Annotated in this window: 22 protein-coding genes; 15 read left to right on the forward strand and 7 right to left on the reverse strand. The window is 60.6% G+C overall.

Going from position 1 to position 18,842, the window contains the following annotated elements; translation table 11 throughout:
• Nucleotides 1-28 precede the first annotated feature (28 nt).
• Nucleotides 29-832: an HNH endonuclease signature motif containing protein gene (locus NV401_RS18455; RefSeq protein WP_261295931.1), complete on the reverse strand. Its 804-nt coding sequence runs from the start codon at nucleotides 830-832 to the stop codon at nucleotides 29-31.
• Between the two features lie 193 nt (nucleotides 833-1,025).
• Here NV401_RS18455 and NV401_RS18460 point away from each other — a divergent pair, with 193 nt between their 5' ends.
• Nucleotides 1,026-1,385: a PilZ domain-containing protein gene (locus NV401_RS18460; RefSeq protein WP_261295932.1), complete on the forward strand. Its 360-nt coding sequence runs from the start codon at nucleotides 1,026-1,028 to the stop codon at nucleotides 1,383-1,385.
• 423 nt (nucleotides 1,386-1,808) lie between these two features.
• Here NV401_RS18460 and NV401_RS18465 read toward each other — a convergent pair whose 3' ends face one another.
• Nucleotides 1,809-2,048: a hypothetical protein gene (locus NV401_RS18465; RefSeq protein WP_261295933.1), complete on the reverse strand. Its 240-nt coding sequence runs from the start codon at nucleotides 2,046-2,048 to the stop codon at nucleotides 1,809-1,811.
• A 300-nt stretch (nucleotides 2,049-2,348) separates the two neighbouring features.
• On the opposite strand from NV401_RS18465, the gene NV401_RS18470 reads away from it, so the two are divergent.
• Both NV401_RS18470 and NV401_RS18475 read left to right on the forward strand, forming a co-directional pair.
• Entirely contained in the window at nucleotides 2,349-4,349 is a 2,001-nt protein-coding gene (locus NV401_RS18470; RefSeq protein WP_261295934.1) for a putative bifunctional diguanylate cyclase/phosphodiesterase, read from the forward strand.
• 192 nt (nucleotides 4,350-4,541) lie between these two features.
• Entirely contained in the window at nucleotides 4,542-4,979 is a 438-nt protein-coding gene (locus tag NV401_RS18475) for a MucR family transcriptional regulator (protein ID WP_261295935.1), read from the forward strand.
• Between the two features lie 579 nt (nucleotides 4,980-5,558).
• On the opposite strand, the gene NV401_RS18480 is transcribed toward NV401_RS18475, so the two are convergent.
• From NV401_RS18480 to NV401_RS18495, 4 genes are all read right to left on the reverse strand, one after another.
• Nucleotides 5,559-6,536 (reverse strand): hypothetical protein, encoded by a 978-nt coding sequence (locus NV401_RS18480; RefSeq protein ID WP_261295936.1) that lies wholly within the window; start codon nucleotides 6,534-6,536, stop codon nucleotides 5,559-5,561.
• Nucleotides 6,533-8,011 (reverse strand): AAA family ATPase, encoded by a 1,479-nt coding sequence (locus NV401_RS18485; RefSeq protein WP_261295937.1) that lies wholly within the window; start codon nucleotides 8,009-8,011, stop codon nucleotides 6,533-6,535. The genes NV401_RS18480 and NV401_RS18485 overlap by 4 nt, the downstream gene beginning before the upstream one ends.
• A 189-nt stretch (nucleotides 8,012-8,200) precedes the next feature.
• The gene (locus NV401_RS18490; protein ID WP_261295938.1) at nucleotides 8,201-9,091 is read right to left on the reverse strand and encodes a YdaU family protein; all 891 of its coding nucleotides are present in this window, start codon (nucleotides 9,089-9,091) and stop codon (nucleotides 8,201-8,203) included.
• Nucleotides 9,088-9,555 carry a hypothetical protein gene (locus tag NV401_RS18495; RefSeq protein ID WP_261295939.1) on the reverse strand — a complete coding sequence of 156 codons (468 nt, stop codon included), beginning with the start codon at nucleotides 9,553-9,555 and terminating at the stop codon, nucleotides 9,088-9,090. The genes NV401_RS18490 and NV401_RS18495 overlap by 4 nt, the downstream gene beginning before the upstream one ends.
• 17 nt (nucleotides 9,556-9,572) lie before the next feature.
• On the opposite strand from NV401_RS18495, the gene NV401_RS18500 reads away from it, so the two are divergent.
• The 12 genes from NV401_RS18500 to NV401_RS18555 all read left to right on the forward strand — a co-directional run bounded on the left by NV401_RS18500 (nucleotide 9,573) and on the right by NV401_RS18555 (nucleotide 17,255).
• Complete coding sequence (locus tag NV401_RS18500; protein ID WP_261295940.1) at nucleotides 9,573-9,806, forward strand: hypothetical protein; 234 nt, start codon at nucleotides 9,573-9,575, stop codon at nucleotides 9,804-9,806.
• Nucleotides 9,807-10,821: 1,015 nt separating this feature from the next.
• Nucleotides 10,822-11,478, forward strand: a complete 657-nt coding sequence (locus NV401_RS18505; RefSeq protein ID WP_261295941.1) for a LexA family transcriptional regulator — start codon at nucleotides 10,822-10,824, stop codon at nucleotides 11,476-11,478.
• 34 nt (nucleotides 11,479-11,512) lie between these two features.
• Nucleotides 11,513-12,394: a DUF7946 domain-containing protein gene (locus NV401_RS18510; RefSeq protein ID WP_261295942.1), complete on the forward strand. Its 882-nt coding sequence runs from the start codon at nucleotides 11,513-11,515 to the stop codon at nucleotides 12,392-12,394.
• Nucleotides 12,395-12,424: 30 nt separating this feature from the next.
• The gene (locus tag NV401_RS18515) at nucleotides 12,425-12,778 is read left to right on the forward strand and encodes an HIRAN domain-containing protein (protein ID WP_261295943.1); all 354 of its coding nucleotides are present in this window, start codon (nucleotides 12,425-12,427) and stop codon (nucleotides 12,776-12,778) included.
• Between the two features lie 90 nt (nucleotides 12,779-12,868).
• Nucleotides 12,869-14,200 carry a hypothetical protein gene (locus NV401_RS18520; RefSeq protein ID WP_261295944.1) on the forward strand — a complete coding sequence of 444 codons (1,332 nt, stop codon included), beginning with the start codon at nucleotides 12,869-12,871 and terminating at the stop codon, nucleotides 14,198-14,200.
• Nucleotides 14,200-14,487 carry a hypothetical protein gene (locus tag NV401_RS18525; protein WP_261295945.1) on the forward strand — a complete coding sequence of 96 codons (288 nt, stop codon included), beginning with the start codon at nucleotides 14,200-14,202 and terminating at the stop codon, nucleotides 14,485-14,487. Before NV401_RS18520 ends, NV401_RS18525 begins: the two co-directional genes overlap by 1 nt.
• A gap of 106 nt (nucleotides 14,488-14,593) precedes the next feature.
• Complete coding sequence (locus NV401_RS18530) at nucleotides 14,594-14,887, forward strand: hypothetical protein (protein WP_261295946.1); 294 nt, start codon at nucleotides 14,594-14,596, stop codon at nucleotides 14,885-14,887.
• Between the two features lie 41 nt (nucleotides 14,888-14,928).
• A complete protein-coding gene (locus NV401_RS18535) occupies nucleotides 14,929-15,129 on the forward strand; it encodes a hypothetical protein (protein WP_261295947.1) in 201 nt (66 codons plus the stop codon).
• Complete coding sequence (locus NV401_RS18540) at nucleotides 15,126-15,491, forward strand: potassium channel family protein (RefSeq protein WP_261295948.1); 366 nt, start codon at nucleotides 15,126-15,128, stop codon at nucleotides 15,489-15,491. The genes NV401_RS18535 and NV401_RS18540 overlap by 4 nt, the downstream gene beginning before the upstream one ends.
• A complete protein-coding gene (locus NV401_RS18545) occupies nucleotides 15,488-15,691 on the forward strand; it encodes a helix-turn-helix transcriptional regulator (RefSeq protein ID WP_261295949.1) in 204 nt (67 codons plus the stop codon). The genes NV401_RS18540 and NV401_RS18545 overlap by 4 nt, the downstream gene beginning before the upstream one ends.
• Before the next feature lie 10 nt (nucleotides 15,692-15,701).
• A complete protein-coding gene (locus tag NV401_RS18550) occupies nucleotides 15,702-16,277 on the forward strand; it encodes a hypothetical protein (protein WP_261295950.1) in 576 nt (191 codons plus the stop codon).
• A gap of 537 nt (nucleotides 16,278-16,814) precedes the next feature.
• Nucleotides 16,815-17,255: a hypothetical protein gene (locus NV401_RS18555; protein ID WP_261295951.1), complete on the forward strand. Its 441-nt coding sequence runs from the start codon at nucleotides 16,815-16,817 to the stop codon at nucleotides 17,253-17,255.
• A gap of 124 nt (nucleotides 17,256-17,379) precedes the next feature.
• Here the strand turns inward: NV401_RS18555 and NV401_RS18560 are convergent, their stop codons facing one another.
• A complete protein-coding gene (locus tag NV401_RS18560) occupies nucleotides 17,380-18,672 on the reverse strand; it encodes a tyrosine-type recombinase/integrase (protein WP_261295952.1) in 1,293 nt (430 codons plus the stop codon).
• Between the last annotated feature and the right edge of the window lie 170 nt (nucleotides 18,673-18,842).

Here is an 18,842-nt window from a genome sequence, read left to right on the forward strand (position 1 = left end):
CCCCCCCCCCGGGGGGCAACGGGCGGGGCTACAGCAGCACGCCCTGCTCGATCGCTCCGTATCGTTGCTCGTACAGCGCCTCTGCCGACTGACGTACCTTGCCGGCGAGCATTGCGAGCCACTCATCGAATGGCCTTGATGACTTCCTCATGTTGCAAGGTCCGCAGCATGGGGTGAGATTGACCACCCCATGTAAACCGCCCGCAGCCAGCGGGATGATGTGGTCGAGCTGCGCTGTGGCGGCGTCAATCGGCGCCAGGCAATAGGGGCATGACCGACGACTTCGAAGTACGCGGGCAACGGCAGCGGCAGATATCGTACCATCCGCTTGGCTCGCCGCGCGTCGCCAGCGTGTTGTGCCCCACCGCGCCTCAACGTCAGGATGAGCATTCTTATAACGCTTCACGCGCTCGCGACACTTATCCAGATTGTCGGCGTGATACCGTCTAGCCTTATCGTTGGCGCGCAGCCTGCGTGCCTCGGCAGAGGCTACTCTATAGCGAGCAAGCCACCATACCGGCGCTTGCGCCACCCACTCCCTCCACGCAGCGTTGGCCGCTTGGGCAGCAGTCAGTCCGACTGGCACCGCATAACCCGCGGCGCGCCCCTTGCCGCCCGGCCCGCTCGGCCTCCACTCGCGCCCCTGACGCTCAGCCGAACGCTGCCTGCTGATCCGCTTATACTCGGGCGACTTGTAATAAGCCCGGTCGTGCGGCGCATCAGCATGCGGTCGATGGCACGCTGTGCAAGCCCGATACAACCTGCCGCTCGCCTGCCTTGTGAACTGCTCCCTCGGCTTAGTTTCGAGGCATCGAGTGCAACGCTTACCCATGGCAGTATGCTACCGCTGCCGGGTTGCTGTCGCTACCCCCGAAAGACTGCTTGCGGCCGGGCTGTCATGTATTCGCCTTCGCCCCCCAACGCGGCGGTTCAGACACCAATGCCTACGAACAGGGTAACCTTCATTCCCCGGAACAATGGGCTCGGTTGCGCTTTAGCTCGCGAACAATACGGGGGGGGATAATGTGCTCAATCTGGAAACCTCAGCCCCGTGGAGCCGGTCGAGCCCACGCCGGAAAGTGTTTGTCCCCTCGCAGATGTTATACCGAGGAGAAATTCTTCGCGTCCACCTGCTCAATATCTCGCGAGGTGGTGCACTGATCTCGATCCCATCGCCGCTGCCGGTCGGCCATACAGTCGCTGTGGGTCAAGGCATGACAGCAAAGGTCGCAACGGTAGTCCGGGTGTCGAATAATCGCGCGGCGGTCGAGTTCCGTATCCCGTTCTCGGACATTCAGATGGAAGAGTTCATCGCAATGCACGAACACGCGCCCGATGATCATACCCGCCGCGCATCGAGAAATACCGTCCGAAGTTTCGCGTAACTACTCCGGTAACTAATCGCGTTAAGACACCGCTAACACGCCGAGGCGACCTTCTAACCAGGGATGGCGCCATGACAGCTCAAGTTAACGATGCAATCGCATATCACGAACGTCGCGCACTTCAGGAGCGATCCTGCGCTGTCCGCGCCATAGATCGGCAAGCAAGACGGGCGCACGCGATGCTAAGCAAGTTGCACGAAATGATGCGCTACGATCTCACGAAGTGAGCTGAACATCTAACCCCTGGAACAAGAAAGCCCACCGCTAAGGGTGAGCTTAATGTTAGCAGGCGTCTCGCTCGGACGCAGTTGTTCCGCGGTCTTTTTGGCACTTTTCGAGGCCACCTGCAAGCCCCTTTTGGGTTTCGTCGGCGAGTTACCCTGACGTTTTATCATAGTGGAAAGCAGCCGATTTTGTCACAAACTAAAAAATCTTGACTGCGCCATCGGCCCAGATTGCTAAGCAAGCTGCTATCGCTGCGCAAATCAATGCCGCCCTTAGAAAGGGCTGGTCAACCAGCCAAACAATCGCCTCTATTGAACAACCGAGAGCGGTGAAGATGGCAGCAGCCGCAATAAAATCAGCAGCCGTCCAACGCAATTCCCCAGTGAACAGCATCGCTATGGCTGGAAGGATGAGCAATCCGCCAAAGAACGTCCACATGGCGAGACGTAAGCGTCCCAGATTAGCTGCTCGCGGGTCGACCGATAGATTCACGAGGTTCTCCAACGACACTATTTTCTCATGCGTTTCTTATCTCTGCAAGGGGGTGTTTATCGCCTGTCCGCTTTTACGACCTCGTCTGGCGCTCGGTCACCCAATGTGGGCAGTAGACGGCGTTCGCTTGATCCTCGTCTCCAACGTCGATTTAATTGATACCGGTCCGGCCTTCCGAGCTGGGCCGCCCCAGCCGCAGCGATTTCACGGCAACGAAGTAGCAAGAGATTGGTCATACCTAGAGGCATGTTCCGAATCCGCCGCGAAGATCCGTTCAGCTTGCACGCAGCTCAAGAGCAGGCAGAGGATGCGGCTCGTGCCGTGCGTCTCGTCCAAGCACTGGAGAAAAGCGGTGCGGGTTGGTTTTGGGAAACAGATTCTCAGGGGTGCCTGACTTACCTGTCATATGAGATCGAGCAGATCCTACACGGCGCGAGTGCCCAGAACCGCGGCCTGACCGATGTCTTCAAGATGGACGGCCAAGGCGGCGGGATCGGTCGCACCTTATCCTTCCATCTGAGTACCAAAACTGGGTTCGCAGATTTGGCCGTAGAGACACGGCACGATCCGTCGGTGCGCTGGTGGTCAATCTCTGGATCGCCGCGTTTCGACAAACAGGACCAATTTATCGGCTTCGTCGGCTACGGCAGCGATCTGACCGAGAAACGCCGTGTTGACGCTGATATAAATCGGTTGGCCTATTCGGACGCCTTAACAGGCTTGGCCAACCGGCAGCGGATGCAAACCGTTCTCACGCAAACACTCTCGAGTACGCGCAGCGGGTTCGATCCCGTTGCCTTGCTGCTCCTTGATCTCGACAGGTTCAAAAGCGTCAACGATACGCTTGGCCATCAGGCAGGCGATGAGCTTCTGGGGCAAGTGGCCAAGCGGCTGATGCAGGCAATGGGTAACGTCGGGCTGGTAGGCCGTCTCGGCGGCGACGAGTTCCAGATCATTATGTCGGGGGGTGAGGTCCGGTCCGTGGCGGAGCACTTCGCCACCAATATCATCGATATCGTCTCCAAGCCTTACTTAATCGACAATCTGCCTGTGACGATCGGCTGCTCGATCGGGATCGCTTACTCGCCGGAACACGGTACCCATTCCGAATCGCTCACCCGCAATGCCGATCTGGCGCTATATCGTGCCAAAGGTGACGGACGCGGCGTGCACCGGGTGTTCACGGCCGAGATGTTGGCTGGTGCCCGAACCCGTAAACAGCTTGAGGACGATTTGCGGGTGGCGCTCACTAATGACGAGCTTCACCTCGCCTACCAGCCGGTCGTGTCAGTGGGGTCGGGTCGGATCGTTGGGTGCGAGGCATTGCTCCGATGGCGGCATCCTCAGCTGGGACAGATCAGCCCCGCCGACTTCATACCGGTCGCAGAGGACTGCGGGCTAATCGAGGCACTTGGCGAATGGGTGCTGCGAACTGCGATCCACAACGCGACCATGCTGCCGGGCAACATTCGGGTTGCGGTCAACGTCTCGCCTATTCAGTTCGGCAACCCCGGGTTCGCCGCCATTGTGGCCAATGCTTTGGCCAACCATGACATCGCACCAGATCGAATCGAGCTGGAAATAACTGAGGGCGTGTTCCTGCGAGACACCGACTCTTCCGACAAGATGTTCAAGGCGTTGAAGGGATTGGGCGTACGGCTCGCGCTCGACGATTTTGGCACCGGTTACTCTGCGTTGGGCTATCTTAAGACGGCACCGTTCGACAAGATTAAGATCGATAAGAGTTTCGTTCGGGGGGCGATCAATAAGGGCAACCGCAACGCGGCGATCATCCAATCGATCGTTATGTTGGCCGATGCACTTGGAATGGAGACGACAGCTGAAGGCGTAGAGCAGCAAGATGAAATTGAACTAATCCGGGAATTGGGATGCACGCACATTCAAGGTTTCGTCTATGGCCTGCCTATGCCATTGAACGACTTCGTGGAACAGTTGACCGCCCAAGGTGAAGCTGCCCCCCCGGTGGGTTACAAAATTAGTCGGGCTCCGAGGAACAAGGTAATCCGGAACGCCAAGCTCGTTCTTGGCGACCGGACCTATAACGTCGCTATCAGGAACATATCGGCCGAAGGCATGATGATCGAAGGCCCGGCGTTCGCGGGGGAAAGCGTGGGTCTCATGGTCCACATCGAAACGCCCGAACGGGCACGACTGCCGGCGATCATTCGCTGGGTCCGTGACGGCAAGACCGGACTGCAGGCAATTAGCAAGCCGATGAACGCATGACCAAATGGGGCATAACGCTGGCTTGAGATCAAGGCGGACGTTTGACTCTGGAGATACGAGACTGTCCGCTTTCGTGCCGCCGCGAGAGTTGACGGATCGTCAGATATTCTAATCCCGATTCCGGACTCCGGGTAGGTTTACAGCGCGGAAACTCAGCTGTAGCGCACCGAGTGGGTCGAGATAGGAAGATAGATGTCTGATAATAAAGGTGCCGACGCAGTCGCGATGGCGGCTGAATTGACGATCGCCTGGCTGTCAAATGGCCACACCCGGGTTGCTGCCGATGACGTTCCTGCGTTTCTCATGTCAATGCATGAAGCCCTTTCCAGCCTGGCAGCGCCCGTCTCAGCCGATACGAAGATTGCGGCCCAGACGAACTATACGGGCGCTTTGACCGAGCGTAAGTCTTTGGCAAGTCGGGATCATATCATCTCACTAATCGATGGGAAGCCGTACAAAGCGTTGCGCCGCCATTTATCCAAACATGGCCTAACGCCGACGGAATATCGCAAGCGATATAATCTAAAGCACGACTATCCCATGGTAGCGCCTGCCTACTCAGAACGGCGCCGGGATATAGCCATGCAGACCGGCTTGGGCCTTAAGTCGCGCCCCCTAGACGCCGTCTAAGCCACTGGAACCCGCGCGCGGCAAAAGCGGCTGTAGCAGCAGCGGCGGGGGATGAGAGCGGGGGAATGGTTTACCGAACCATCCCCCGCCCCTTTTGGTTTTGCTGATCATCCCTCGCCTGGCGGGGGCAATGTCGCAGCCGATGGCATGGCGTTACATATGATCGCCGTGCGGCCATATCTCTGGTGCGCGTCGGCAAAGGCCAAGTTTCGCGCGTTATTCCGCCTCTTCGGGGCCGGGGTCATTCGCCGGTGCTCTGGTGGTACCCTCGTCAGCCTCCTCCATTACCCTGTGTATAAGCGACTCTGTTCCGGCTTCGCTAATCGTGCGACCCAATTTGATAGCCACTTCCGGTGTCATGCTTACGACGCTGCCGTCATAGCTCTCGACGAACACGTGCCCGTCTTCGACCCATACCTTTCGTGGCGAGCCGTAGGCCTCTACCTGCCGTAAATGTTCCTTATGAGCAGCCTTTTCGGCAGCTGTCCGCGGCACATATACTGGAGGTTTTGTCACGATAACCGCGCCTTAAGCATAAACCATCTTGGATAAATACCCGGGCGCTTCGGTTGTTCCTGATCAGTCTTCGCTCACCGCGGCAACCTTCTCGCGAACGATTCTAGCAATGTCGGCCCAAGGCCGCAGATAGCCGCGATCGTCGAGGAACTGGGAATCAATCGCCGGCAGCAGGTAAGGCTCGTTGGTCGCCTCCGCAGACGGTTGCTGTCGGCGCGCAGGCTCGTAGGTCTGAGGTGGCGATTGGACCGCGCGATGCGGAACAATTGACGGCGCGACCGCTCCGTTCATTGCATCGACCATGACCTGATCGATGACCGAGAACGCCGCCGCTACGCACATAGGCCAGCGCTGGATTGCCTCCAGCAGCAGCCGCTTAGACTTCCGCTTATGGACCCGATGCCGGACCGCGGCCACGCTATAGCCGATAGCGTCGCCAACGATCATGTCGAGCACCAGCGCCTTGGGCGCTGGCAGCATATCCCGCCAAATGCCGTAGGCGTGGTGCATCCGCACCCGGTGGATCCGCTCGCCAACTGCGCCACCACGTACCGACTGGTCCACGCGCGCCTCGAAGCTCGCCACCTTTACCGCAACGTCCGCCTCGATGCTCCGATGCACGTTCGCGATCTGCGCCGCCCATTCGAGCTGCTCAGTGTCGATCGTGCCATTGGCGTGGAGCTGGGCCAGCGCGCCGTCATGCGTTCTGCCGGCACGCTCGAGCGTCTCCGGCGTACCTTGCTTGTGCGACCAGCGCGCGGCAATCGACTGCTGCGCCTGCGCCTCAGCGATTAACCGCGCCTCTTCTTTGCGCCAGACGCTCGCCTTCATTCCCTTTGGCTTCTTGAACACCGGTGCCAGCGGTAGTTGCCCCAGCACCAACGTCTCGAACCGGGTGCGTTCGCGCTTCCGCGCTGCGTCCAGGCGGCGCATGCGCAGATTGACCTTGTCGACCAGGCCAGGTTCCGCTGCGGCACGTTCCGCCAGCGCCTTGCGGGCGCGCTCGATCCGCTGCGGACGCGTCTCGTTTTCAGCGCTCACGCTGCATCTTCCCGCACCCGCGACACGTAAGTGCTGTTCGTCCACTGCCAGTCCATTTTGATTGTCTGCTCCTTGCCGGGCAAACCCATGCGGACCTTGCAGATGATCAGCTGGGTCTCGTTGCTCTCTTTGTTCGGCCGATAGATCACCGCGCCGTAGTCGGCCTTGTTCGCCCAGTGCGACGAGCCGGAGATATCATACAGGCCTGGCGCGTCCGGCTTCTGCCCCCACATCGATGGCTTCTTCGGGTGCGCCACAATCCAGACCGCGACCATGTACTGGCGAGCGAATGCCTTGATCGCCCGTATGGCGCGCCCAGTGTAATCCGTCTCAGTCTCGTCCGGCCGGCGCTTGTGCTCCAGCTCATTCCACGGATCGAAGATCAGCAGCCGGGCTCCGTCGCGCAGCACAGCGATGCGCCCGAGCTCGAGCATCTCCTCAAGCGTCATCTCGTGCTCTTCGTCGGTGAAGTCCTGGCAGATAATCGAGAAGCGCTGATCGAGCAGTTCGTCCGCCTCGGCGACGCGGGCGGCCGAGACGTACTGCTCGTTGCCGACGTCGTTATCGGAGCACTGGATTATGGCAGCACGCAGCTTTCGCTGCAGGATCGGTTTCACAGCGGTCTCGAAGCTGCCCATGGCGACGTTGATGCCGCGGCGAAGCAGATCGGCGATGATGAACACCATCAGCGATGTCTTCCCGGCGCCGGCGAACCCGGTCCAGACCATGAGGGTGCCCGGAAGCAGGTGCGGACCGTCGACGGCGCCGGGCAGGTACAGCGGCACCGACGCATATTCGGGCGGCTCCGGGAAATCGCGGAAGCGATAGAGGCCCTTCACGGGATAAGGCTTAGCCTCGTTCAGCACGAGGGCCACCGATCCCTCGCCGTACAGCTCAAGCACCTCGTTCAGATCTTTGCAGCCGGCCGGATAGCTTACAAACCGGCAGCGCTCCGGGCCGAGGCGCCGGGCGAGTTCGGCCGCAAGCAACCGCCCGACCTGGTCGCCATCAACCGCCAGAATGAAACTACCGACGGCGTCGAGATGCGGCTTTGCGCGCCATAGAAACCGATACCGCTCGGCGTCGTTCTCCTCGGTGATGTCGCCGCGGCTGGGCTCATTCGGACCGCCGTTCGGCACCGATACGGTGTGCGGAAACCCGGATTGGATCGCCGCCAGGGCATCCCACTCCCCCTCCGTGATCACCACCGCCGCTTGCCCGCTGCGCACTGGCTCCGAGAGCAGCGCGTCGTGGTTCCACAGGATGAGGGGCGCCCCCGCGTCCATCCGGTGCCGCTTTTCCCCCGTCTGCCGGAACTTGTGGTTCACCACCTGCCCGTTCTCGACATACGGCACGGTCAACCAGAACCCGCTGCCGCCTTGCTGCGTGGAGGTCAGGCCGAATTTCTCCGCCAGTACCGGGTCGATCGACCGTCCGGTGAGCCATTCCGCGTGTTTGGGATGAAGATTGCTCATATCGTTTTCCACCAGTCCAGGGGCAATTGTGGCAGTTGAAGACGACGCCATCAGCGTCGATCGTGACGGAAAGGCAGGGGTCCCGCTTGTGCTTCCGGGTGTGCGAGCACTCGGGGCAGAGGGTCTTGTGATTGCCCGGCCCGTAGTCGCGAAGCACGATCCGAAGCTGGGTCAGGATCTCGCGAGCGCTCAGCACGGCGAACTCATTCGCACGCCGCCGATCGTGTTGGCGCCGACTTCCGTGCCGGCACGCCGCCTCAAGATTTTCTCGATGAACGGGATCGGGTCGACCAGGTCGGGCTCGCGCTGTGCCACGCCGAGCGCCTCGAGAACGCTGGCGGTGCCATGGGCCCCCTTCCACTTACCGATCACGCTGCCGGCCTGTGCCTTGGCGACGCCCCGGGTTTGCAGGAAGCGCTTGCCGGCATCCCACAGGTGGGCTTCGGCGGCCTTGGCGACATCGGGAGAATCCGGCGGCGCCGCCGCTTCGGCGGCCGTAGCTTTAGCTACGGTATTATAATCTCCCTGTCCCTGTCCCTGTCTCTTGGATGCTGTTTCACGCGTGACAATCGGGTCTGTCACGCGTGACATTGCCGTGACCAAGGAGGCCACGTCACCGGGACATTCAAGCGACAACCATGCCTCAAAGTCGGGGCTGTCACGCTTCTCATCCGGCTTTCGCTCGTTGTGCTTTCGTACCGCCGCGCAGAGGGTGCGATGCCGCTGGCGCCGCTTCCGGTCCCATCCGCTGATTACCTGCTCAGCTACGACAGGATGGTACAGGCGGCCATCGTCGCATTCGATCCAACCGCGCAGCACGTCGGCACGGTGCTTCCGAAACGTCTTCAGATCACGGCCAAGGCCGCATAGTCGCGCGAGCACCGCGTCTGCAGCTGGCAACGATCCTGCGGGTAGCTGATGCCAGGACGCCGACCAAAGCAGCACGGCATACCAGCACGCTTCCGGGTGCCCCTCCGCGGCGAGGTCACTGTCGCGCAGACGGGCCACGTGCAGCGGCATGAAAGGGAAGTCCTGCAGGTCGCAATTGGGTGGGGTCAGCGGGGCTGGTCGGTCAATCATGCAGCACCTCGTTCGGCCGCGATCATTTCCAGCCAGATTGACGTGAGAACGTGGACACGCCGGATGAGCGTCTCATGCGGCGCGAGCTCGGCGGCCTCTGTGATGCCATCCGCCTCGATCGCCATGATCGCTGGCAGCAGTGTGGCAAGGGTTAGCGCGGCCTTGTCGTCGCCGGTGCACACGGCACCCGCATCGGCCCAGCGCCCACCGACCAGGCCGAGTAGAGGATCAGCGAACCGCCCTCCCCACTCATGGCAGCCAGCAAGGAATGTCGGCAGGTCGATTGCCGCAGACGTGTTGGCATAGGCGGCAGCCCGATCATCGGACTTGCCCAACACCCGGCCGATGTCGATCCACGTGGCGCCATCCTCGGTCTTGATTGCTGTCAGCACAGCATTCTGCGCATCGACCGCGCCTGACGCGGTAAAAGTGCGGCGCGTGCCGTGGAAGTGCGGTGCGCTCATGATGCAAAAGCCCTGTCATGGCGAAAGACAAACAAGCTCGAGAGCACAGCCGGTTGACGGCATGCGCATTGGCAAACGTATTGGCGGCGATCGTTGACGCGATGGGCGACGCGGAGCTGCCCCCGATGGCGATCCACCGATTTCTGCACCGTCTCGACGACCTCAACCAGCTTCAGCTTTGGGGCGAGCCGCTCGAGTTCATGGAGACGGTCATTTGCGTGCTGCGGCGATCGGTCGCAAGCAATGACTGATGTTCTCAAAGACATGCAGGTGGCGCCGGCTCAACACCAAGCGGTGAACCGCTTGCCGTCAGACGCTGTCCAGTTATCGTGTCATTTTCGAAATCAATTCGAAGGGGCTCAGCTGTGGTCAGGTATCTTTGATGGCGGACGCTTGGTCGGCGCCCGCCGTTATCATCAGTTGCGCCAGCTTGGCGGCATCGATGTTGAGCTTGGCCTACACTCGTCGCGTCGATCGCCGGCAGCGAAGCGCCGACCAGCCGGTAGTCAATATCCGAACCGAGGTATGCTTCGACGAGAAATGGTGCACGATGACTATAAATATCCTGAACCGGACGGACGGGCTTTGGGAGCTCGAAGAAATCGCCGTTACAAAACCGCGCGGTATTCGATATGCGATGCGAGCTGCGGCATCGAAAACCGACGGCTTGGGCGGCAGGGTGCCCACGCTGGAGAAATTCGAGTCCGCCGCAAGGGCGGAGCCGTTGCGTCCCGGTATCCTGATACCACCCGCGGGTACTCCGCGAAGCCAAATTTCGTGGGGAGACGAGATTCACGAACACGTGTTCTTGTCCCTCTCCAGCCGGCGAACGCGAGCTTCGATACGGCTCAAGCTTCGCGCGTTGGAGGCCGATGCTCGATCAGTGACGATCAAGGTCCAGAGGCACATACCGGCAGCACCCAGCACAGCGAGCGTCTGAACGATCTCTGGGCCGTTCATGCCGCCCCCACCTGTGCTGGGGCGGGGAGCCACGCCCGAATAGGGACGGCGCCATCGGTAGCGCGCTCAATGGCGTCTGCTAGATCGAGTGTCGGGCGGAGCCGCCCATGGCGCAGCTTGCTTACCATCGAGCGATCTCGACCGATCAGCGGGGCAAAGTCCCGATCGGCGATGTTGCGGTCCTTTAGATAGGCGTCTAGCTCGGTGCTCATATCAGCATACTGTGCAATAGATGCACAAACGTCAAGTGGAATATGTGCACCAGATGCGCACGACTTACACTTTAAGATTGTGCATCGTAAGCACATGGACGTGGATTGGCTCAAAGCTCGCAAGAAAGAGCTGAAAATTACGGACGACGTTCTGGCGGAGGCGCTTGGCGTCGAGCGATCCGTCGCGAACAAGGTCGCTAACGGTAAGGTGGTTATGAACGTCCGGCGCGCGGATGCCGTGGCTGCACTGTTGCATGTTACTCGCGATGAAATGCTTTATCGCGCCGGGTTGGCGTCCGAGGTACCTGCGCCGACGTCGAACCCGGCGGTTGATGACGACGATCTCGCAATGGTCGAAATACAGCACATCGACATGGCATACGGCATGGGCACGACGTTCGCCGTAGATTACCCGGAGATCGACGTTCTCCGATTTCCAAAAGTGTGGATTGAGTCGATCACGCACTCGCCACCAGCCACGCTAACCTGGACGCGGGGCAAAGGCGATTCAATGGAGCCTACGATCCGTGACGGGGATCTAGTGTTGCTTGATCGATCGCAGCGCACACTCACCGAGCGCGACGCCATGTGGGCGTTCACCATCGGCGAGGAAGCGGCAATCAAGCGACTGCGACGCCAAGGCGACAGCTGCGAGATATTCTCCGATAACGCTAGCGTGCCGCCGGATCGGCAATTGCTGCGTGACATCAATATCGTCGGTCGTGTCGTGTTTGTGGGGGCGAGAAAATGACCGAAGGCCGGGCCACATGGTTTGCGAGGGGCCTGTGATCGCAGCCGATCCGGAGCGGTCGTTTCGTTTTGTCTATCGCGGGCGTGATGCGGCGAGGAATTCCATCGAAATGCGCCATCTTGGCGCTTCGTTGATCGGCCTAGATCGTATTATGTCCGACAGCCTTATGGTTTTAACGGAGCAACGCCTTCCGACGCGCCGTGAGCGACCGCCGATTGCGTTAGAGGTTCAAGCTCCGCGCGCTGGATCGGTTGAAATACTCGGAGGCCTTGCGCCACTGGTAGGCCAGCTCCCGCTTCTTTGGGATTTTGTCGCGTCCGGGCGAGCGAAAAGCGCGATGGAGTTTGTCTCATACGTGCTTAAATTGCGCGGTGGACGGCCTTCCGAAGCTGAGGTACATAAAGAGAACATGCTTGAGATCTTGCGTATCACGGAAGCGGCGAGGGAACGTGCCGACCAGCGCTGGCATGATACTATTCGCGAGACCGTCAGCCACCTAGCTCACTCAGTTGCGCAGCGTTCTGGATATGCTTCGAAACAAGCCGTAGCCCCAGTTGGCCGCTCAGTCGACCAACTGCAAATCGGTGATGCTTCCGGCGCCGGCAGCCTTATCGATGCTCCAATGGCCGATGTGATCCGTGAGGGAGGCGGCGCAACCGTTGGGGATCAGGAGCGGCTGGTGGTCCACGTAGACGGATATCAGCACCATAACCGAACCCTGAAGATTGCTCGGCTCGACGGCGAAGGATTCATGACGGCAAACGTGACCGACCCCGCGTTTGATCAAGCTCCAAACTTGTACACTGAGGCGGCGACAGTGCGCGCAAGCCTCGTCGTCGACGCCAAAAAGACCTTTCGGGATGGACGTATTGAACGCCTGCATATCTCAAACGCGGTAGAGATACTGGCCGCCTGAGTGCTCGTTCTGTCTCTTGCCATAGTTGGCGTGGCATTCCCCAACAAGCGCGGCCCGACGCGAAGGTTCGGCATCTCGCTATGCCGGCCAGGCGATGCGATCCAGCTTGTCCGCGAACCGAAACACCCGGCCGACGAAAACGCGATTGCCGTGTTCGGCCACGATATCCAGCTTGGCTACGTCCGATCGGAGCGCGCCGCATTTGTCGCCCGCATCCTAGACGGTGGACACGAGGCGTCGGCGATTTTCCAAGAGGCAACGCAATTCGGCTGCGTAATTCGCGTTGCTTTTGATGGGGAGGCGCCCACCCTGCCACCAGTTCGGGCCGCAGTGCGGCAGGTCGACGGCGAATTTTGGCCGGACGCCATCTACCCGGAAGAATAAAGTGCAGGATGTGCACATTATGGGTTGACGGTATTGTGCAATAGATGCACATTATCGCTATCGCCGCACGAAGCGGCATGGAGACCCGTCATGGCCACGCAGTTTGCCGACATCGCACCGTGCTCGTTCCCGCTCGCCGCGCCAAAGCCCAACATCAAGATCGCCTACATCGCCGGGCCCGCCGCCGTGGCGGTCGGCGCGGCTATCTCGAAGCTTCCAGAGCAGAAGCAGGGCGCCACGCTCGAAGATCTCGCTTGCATCTCGGATACCGCGGCCCTGACCAGCTGGGATTTGGCGTGCGAAGCGCTCGAAAATGCCGTTCAGTCGCGCGACGAGTTCCAGGACACCATTTTGGTGCCGCTCGACGCCATGCTGAAGTCCGTCAAGGATGCCGGCCACGATACCACTGCACTGAACGCGTACTATGCCGAGCGGTCGGCTACGTACGACGTGCTCGTCGGTGCCGTCTCGGCCGCCACCACTGCCCTGGCGACCACACCAGCACCGGATGCTGCGGGCCTCGCCTACAAGGTCCGCGCGCTGGCCGCGGACGAGTTCCACCTCAACACGGCCGATAATACGCCACTCGTAGAAGCGATCGACGCGGACGCCAAGGCGGTCCTTGATCGCGCAACCGAGCGCAATCCTTTCATGCGTGGGCCGCTCATCCAGTGGCAGCGTAGTTATAGCCGGTACGTAGAGGCGCTTAAAGAGGCGCGCACGTATTACGACACTGTTCTTACCCCGGCGGATGATAGGTTCCAGGCCGTACGCGACAAGTGGCCGCTGCACTATCACACTGGCAACGATCCAATCGCTAAGCGCGAGCTCGCGGAGGTGGACTACACGGACATCGAAAAGAATAGCGATCAGCTGTGGAACCAAGCCACGGATGCCCGCGTCGAGCTCTACCTCGCCCCAGCTCCAAGTACGGCTGAGCTCGGCGTCAAGCTGAAGATATTCGCCGAGAACGACGATCACGATCTCACGCGAGCGCGCGATATCATCCGTCAGATGGTGCACGATGCTCGCCGGTTCGGCCGCATGGGGTCGCATCCTATTGGGGACGAGGCGCTGAACGATGCTTTCGCTGGCCTGCGGAAGGAAATGCTCGCCTATCGCGCTCGACCTGAGGACACCTCCGTTGAAGCTGATCAAGCAGCCGATCTTCGCGTCGATGCGTTGGAAGACGTGGTCTATAAGGCGCGAGCGGCTACGCTAGAGGGCGTGCTGGTGAAGCTTCGAGTGGCCTTCCAGCACAAGGAATTGAGCCCTTGGTCGGATCTCGCCATGGGCGATCCTACGAACCAGGAATTTGTCCGGGGGCTCTATCTCGCTGATATGTTCGATCAGGTGCTGTGGTCCGCGATCGAAGACCTCGCGCGCATCGCTGGCGTAAACCTCGCTGAGCAGGGCGCATAATGTCCGCCCCGGATACCTGCGCGTCATGCCGGTTCTGGGATCGGTACACCGACGACAGCCTGCTGAAGAGCCAGCGCCGCGTGGGTGACTGCCGGCGCCATCCGCCACGCATCAGCGAGACGATCCTTTCGAGGTTCATGACCGTGCCGTCCTTCGGTCTCCATGTGGACGCCAGCGAAGCGGCCGAACCACTGACCATCTACGCCGCCAGCGCTTTCCCGGTGACGCATCAAACGTCCTGGTGTGGCGACTTTGATCCCACGGGCGGGGAGGCCCCGATATGCTGAACGTTCTGGACGGGACAAAAAGGGTCAAGGGTGTCCTTCGGATCAGCCGTGTCGCCCCCGATGGCGTACCGGCGATCGCGACGGCTGATTGCGGGGACCGCGAACTATGATCGCGTGGCTGCATCGCTTCGGCCGGGGACAGGGCACCGCGGCGCGCGTCGAGAGCCGCGCTAAACCACGCGTGCGGATCCGTGCCGATGGCTGGATCCGCCACGTGCCCAGCCCATTCCCATTCTCACCAAAAATGCTGGTCGAGGTGATGCTAGCGGGCGGCACCGTGCTCGGGGACCACTTATGCGACTATGCAGGATCGTACCCGGAAGCGTGGTGGCGCAACCAGGCGCCCACTCGATCAAACAACATCCGCTTTTATCGGATCGTGGGGGAGCCGCCGCAATGAGCAGCCGCCCCCTGCCCGCACGCGCAACTATCGAGCGCGCCGTGAACGCGCTGATCGATTTGCTTGACGAACTGGACGGCGACCCTGACTTTGAGCCGGAACAGGATACCGGCGCCGATGACCGCGGCGAGCCGGCGGGGCTAACTTTCCAACGCGGCGACCCTGCTTGGCCCGTCGACAGTGTTCACGAGCGGTGGCTAAAAAGTGACACCAATCCCCCCTGCCCAGGACCGATCGCATGAACAAGCTGCAAGCCGCCACCGACACGGTCAAGGAACTCGCCGTCTGGTATCTCGCGTTGCTGACGATCACGGCCGCAGTGTTCGCCGGCGCGGAGGGCGTGTCATTTCCTGACGCATTCTATTGGGCCGCTACCACAGCAACTTCTACCGGTTATGGCGACATGTCACCCAAGACTTGGACCGGCAAAATCGATGCGGTAGTACTAATGCACCTCTCGATCTTCGTCATCGCGCCGATGGTTATCGTCCGGCTTATTGATCGGCTGACGGTCGACCCCAACACCTTCTCGCACGACGAGCAGGCTGCGTTGCTTGCGGATGTGGCAGCAATTCGAGTGATGCTCGAGAAGGAGGGCAAGTGATCGATCGAAGTCGAGACAGCCTAGTTCGCTTGCCTGAAGTGCGCCGCCGCACCGGGCTCTCCACGCCGACCATCTATCGCAAGATGAAGGTCGGAGAGTTCCCCGTTCGAATCGCACTGAGCGCGAACGTGGTGGCTTGGTACGAAAGCGATATCAACCGGTGGGTGTCGAATCCGCTGGGGTGGCAGTCGGCAGCGTAGGAGATAGAACGTGGGAGAAGCCAAGCATAAAGAGGCGGTGTTGCGAGCGGCCCTGCTGGTCGAATGCGACTTGTGGGACAAGCCCGGCACTCCCGAAGAGGCCACCGCCGTTGCTGAAATAAGGCGCCTTCCTATTGAGCGCGCTGAACGGGCGCCCGCCGACGAACTCGCGTGGGGAAGAATGCCGGCAAGGGAGTGCCACGCCAACGCCATATGGTATAGCGAGAACGACCCGTCCGGTCAGACTGAGCATGTGGTCGGCTGGTGGCTGCAAGGCGACATCTTCATGCTGCATTCCGTCATTCGCGCGGCCGGTCGCTATATCTGCATCACGCCCCAAGAATGGGACGTACCCTCAATCTTTCCGTTCATCCCGGATCCGAAAATTACTTGGATCGCGGAGGGCGATTTCCGTCGGTACGTCCGGGACGAATATCCGATTGGCGCTGGCTTGCGCGCCGACCCGGCAGCACATCGTGTTGCCATCCTGTTAATGCGCGAGCGGCTAAACGCCGGTATGAAACCGCGTCGGGCGATGGAGCTAGCGGATCGCGAAGCATGCGAGCGGCTGGGTATACCCTCATAAGAGTATGGCTTGGCCAGCGTAGCGTTCGTAAGGGGGTATTGGCAGCGTTGATAGCAAAAAGGCCGGGGTTTCCCCCGGCCAGTCTGTCGTTGCTGTGTTAGGTCGTTTTCGGTTCATAGATAGGAATGCGATAAACCTGGCCTTTTGGTTTACACACCCGCTTACCGTTCCGCAGCGTAATGCATTGGCGGTAAATGACGTCGATGATCTTCCGTTTTTCCACGGCGAATCTCCTGTCTAGGGTTGACCTAGACACCGGAGCATGCAATTCTCGGATTGTTCAGAAACGAGGTCGGCGCTCAGGCGTCTAGGCTTAGGAAGGACCGGCCCTTAGGGGTCGGTTCTTTTCGATTCCGGCGATCCCCCGGACCCCCAGCTCACATCAATAGGCATCACCTTTCTACGGGCGCGACTCGCCCGTGGGGACGTTGTGCCACATCACCACTCGCTAAGCAAGCGTTAACGAGTGGAGTCCGCAACTCGCGAGTTGACGTAGCGGTCAATATGGTGTTTGGTCACTGGCAGCAGGAGGACGGCATGGAAGAGCTTTTACAAAGCGCCCTGCAACGCAGACAGCAGCTACGCGACGAACTTGCGGCGGTAGAAACGTTCATCCAGTCGCTCAGCGCTGCGCAGCAGCGTCGTGCACCTTTTGCGGATCAGGCCGACCTATTCAAAGTAAAGCCCCCACTAACGACCGTCAGAGCGCAGAAATCAGCAGCCGTGACTGCCGCGCTGGACGACGCCGCGAAAATGATTTCCGAGGCTGGCCGGCCACTGACTCGCGGCGATCTTGTCAGAAGGCTGGAGGCCGCTGGCCATCAGCTAGAGGGCGGCGACAAGCATAAGGTGCTAGGGACGAATATCTGGCGATCAGGCAAATTCCTGAACGTAAAGGGCGTAGGGTATTGGCCGAAAGCAGTCCCCCTTCCGGCGGAGTACCAACACCTACCCCTCAGGGATACCGCCATCGACTAGGGTGGTCCGCTTCCGTTCCGCCACCCGCGCGTCCACCGCACTCTCCCAGCGCGCCGTCGTGCGCCACTCCATTTCAGAGCCCGGCCCATAGCGCTCGCCTGAGATAAAGCCCTTTCCGCCCGGCCTATCGTTCCTGCCCTTTCAGCAGAAGGGCGGGCTCCCCCAGACCGACGGTGAGCAGATCCGCCCACTCATTCGCCAACTCACGCCGCCGCCCCATGTGCGTCGCCCGATTGTAGGCCATCTCCGACCCCGAAAGCCCTTTCGGCTTGTGGGCCAGCATAGCGTCGATCTGTGCGCGATCATCCGGACGCTGCTCGTTCACGGCGATCTCATTCATCACCGTCGAGAAGGTCGCTCGCCATCCGTGGGGCACATGCCGGCCGCTATAGCCGTTACGCGCGTACATATAGCCGATCGTATTTTCCGACATCGGCCTGGCCGTCGACCGGATGCTGGGGAACAGGTAGGCGATCCAGCCCGTCAGGCGCCGCACGGCGTGCAGGACGGCCACCGCCTGGGGCGGCAGCGGCACAAGGTGCTCGAACGCTTCGTCGCCCTTATGCTCGAGCTCCAGCTTCATTCGCTCCGCCGGCACTCGCCATAGCGCATTGGGGGCATCCGCATCGGGGGCATTCCAGTCGATGCCCTCAAATTCCTGCCACCGGGCAGCGCGAACGATACCAGGCCGGACCAGTGTAAGCGCCAGCAGCCGAGACGCGAGAATGGTCAGCGGCCCCGCGGTCGTGCCGTCCATGTCGATCAGTAGCTGGCGCGCGGCATCGATCGTACGCAGCGCCGGCTGTTTGCCCTTCTTCGCAATAGGCTTCAGCGCTCGGCCGATCGTCGCAGCGGGATCCGCGCCGACGAAGCCTTCAGCGATACCGTAGCCGAAAACGCCCGACACATGCTGACGAATGCGCTTGGCGGTATCGATCGCGCCGCGGGCTTCGACCTTCCGCAACATCTTCAGGATCATAGGGCCATCAATATCCAGCAGCGGCAGCTTACCTATCTCAGGGAAGACGTCGCGCTCAAACGCCTGAATGACCTTCTTCGCCTGGACCGGCGACCAGCGAGCTCGTTGCGCCTCGTGCCAGTCGCGGCCGACCTTCTCGAAGGTGACGCCAGCGGCGGCATGCGCCGCCATCTTCCGTTTGCGCTCCTCGAGCCCTGGGTCCCGATGATCGCGTAAGAGCATGCGCGCACGATCGCGCTCCTCACGCGCCTTCGTGAGCGACACCTCAGGATAAGGGCCAAACACCAGACACTTTTCCTTGCCGCCAAACCGATATTTCAGCCGCCACGATTTGAAGCCTTTCGTGGTGACGAACAGGTAGAGGCCGCCGGCGTCCGACAGCTTGTAATCCTTTTCGCGAATCTCGGCTTTGCGCGCCTGGATATCGGTGAGTGCCACGATGCCCCCTTTTCTCGCTAGCGTACCCCCATCGTGCCCCCAGCCGAAGCTTACTTGGGTGTCGACGGGTGAGAACCCTTGATGCTATGAAAGTGGCGGGTTTCCGGGGCTCTTGCAACCCAGTGAGGGCCGTTGGCTACCGCTGAAAAGGGGAAGTGGTGGGCGATGAC

This window comes from Sphingomonas hylomeconis (assembly GCF_025370105.1).
GTDB lineage: Bacteria > Pseudomonadota > Alphaproteobacteria > Sphingomonadales > Sphingomonadaceae > Sphingomonas > Sphingomonas hylomeconis.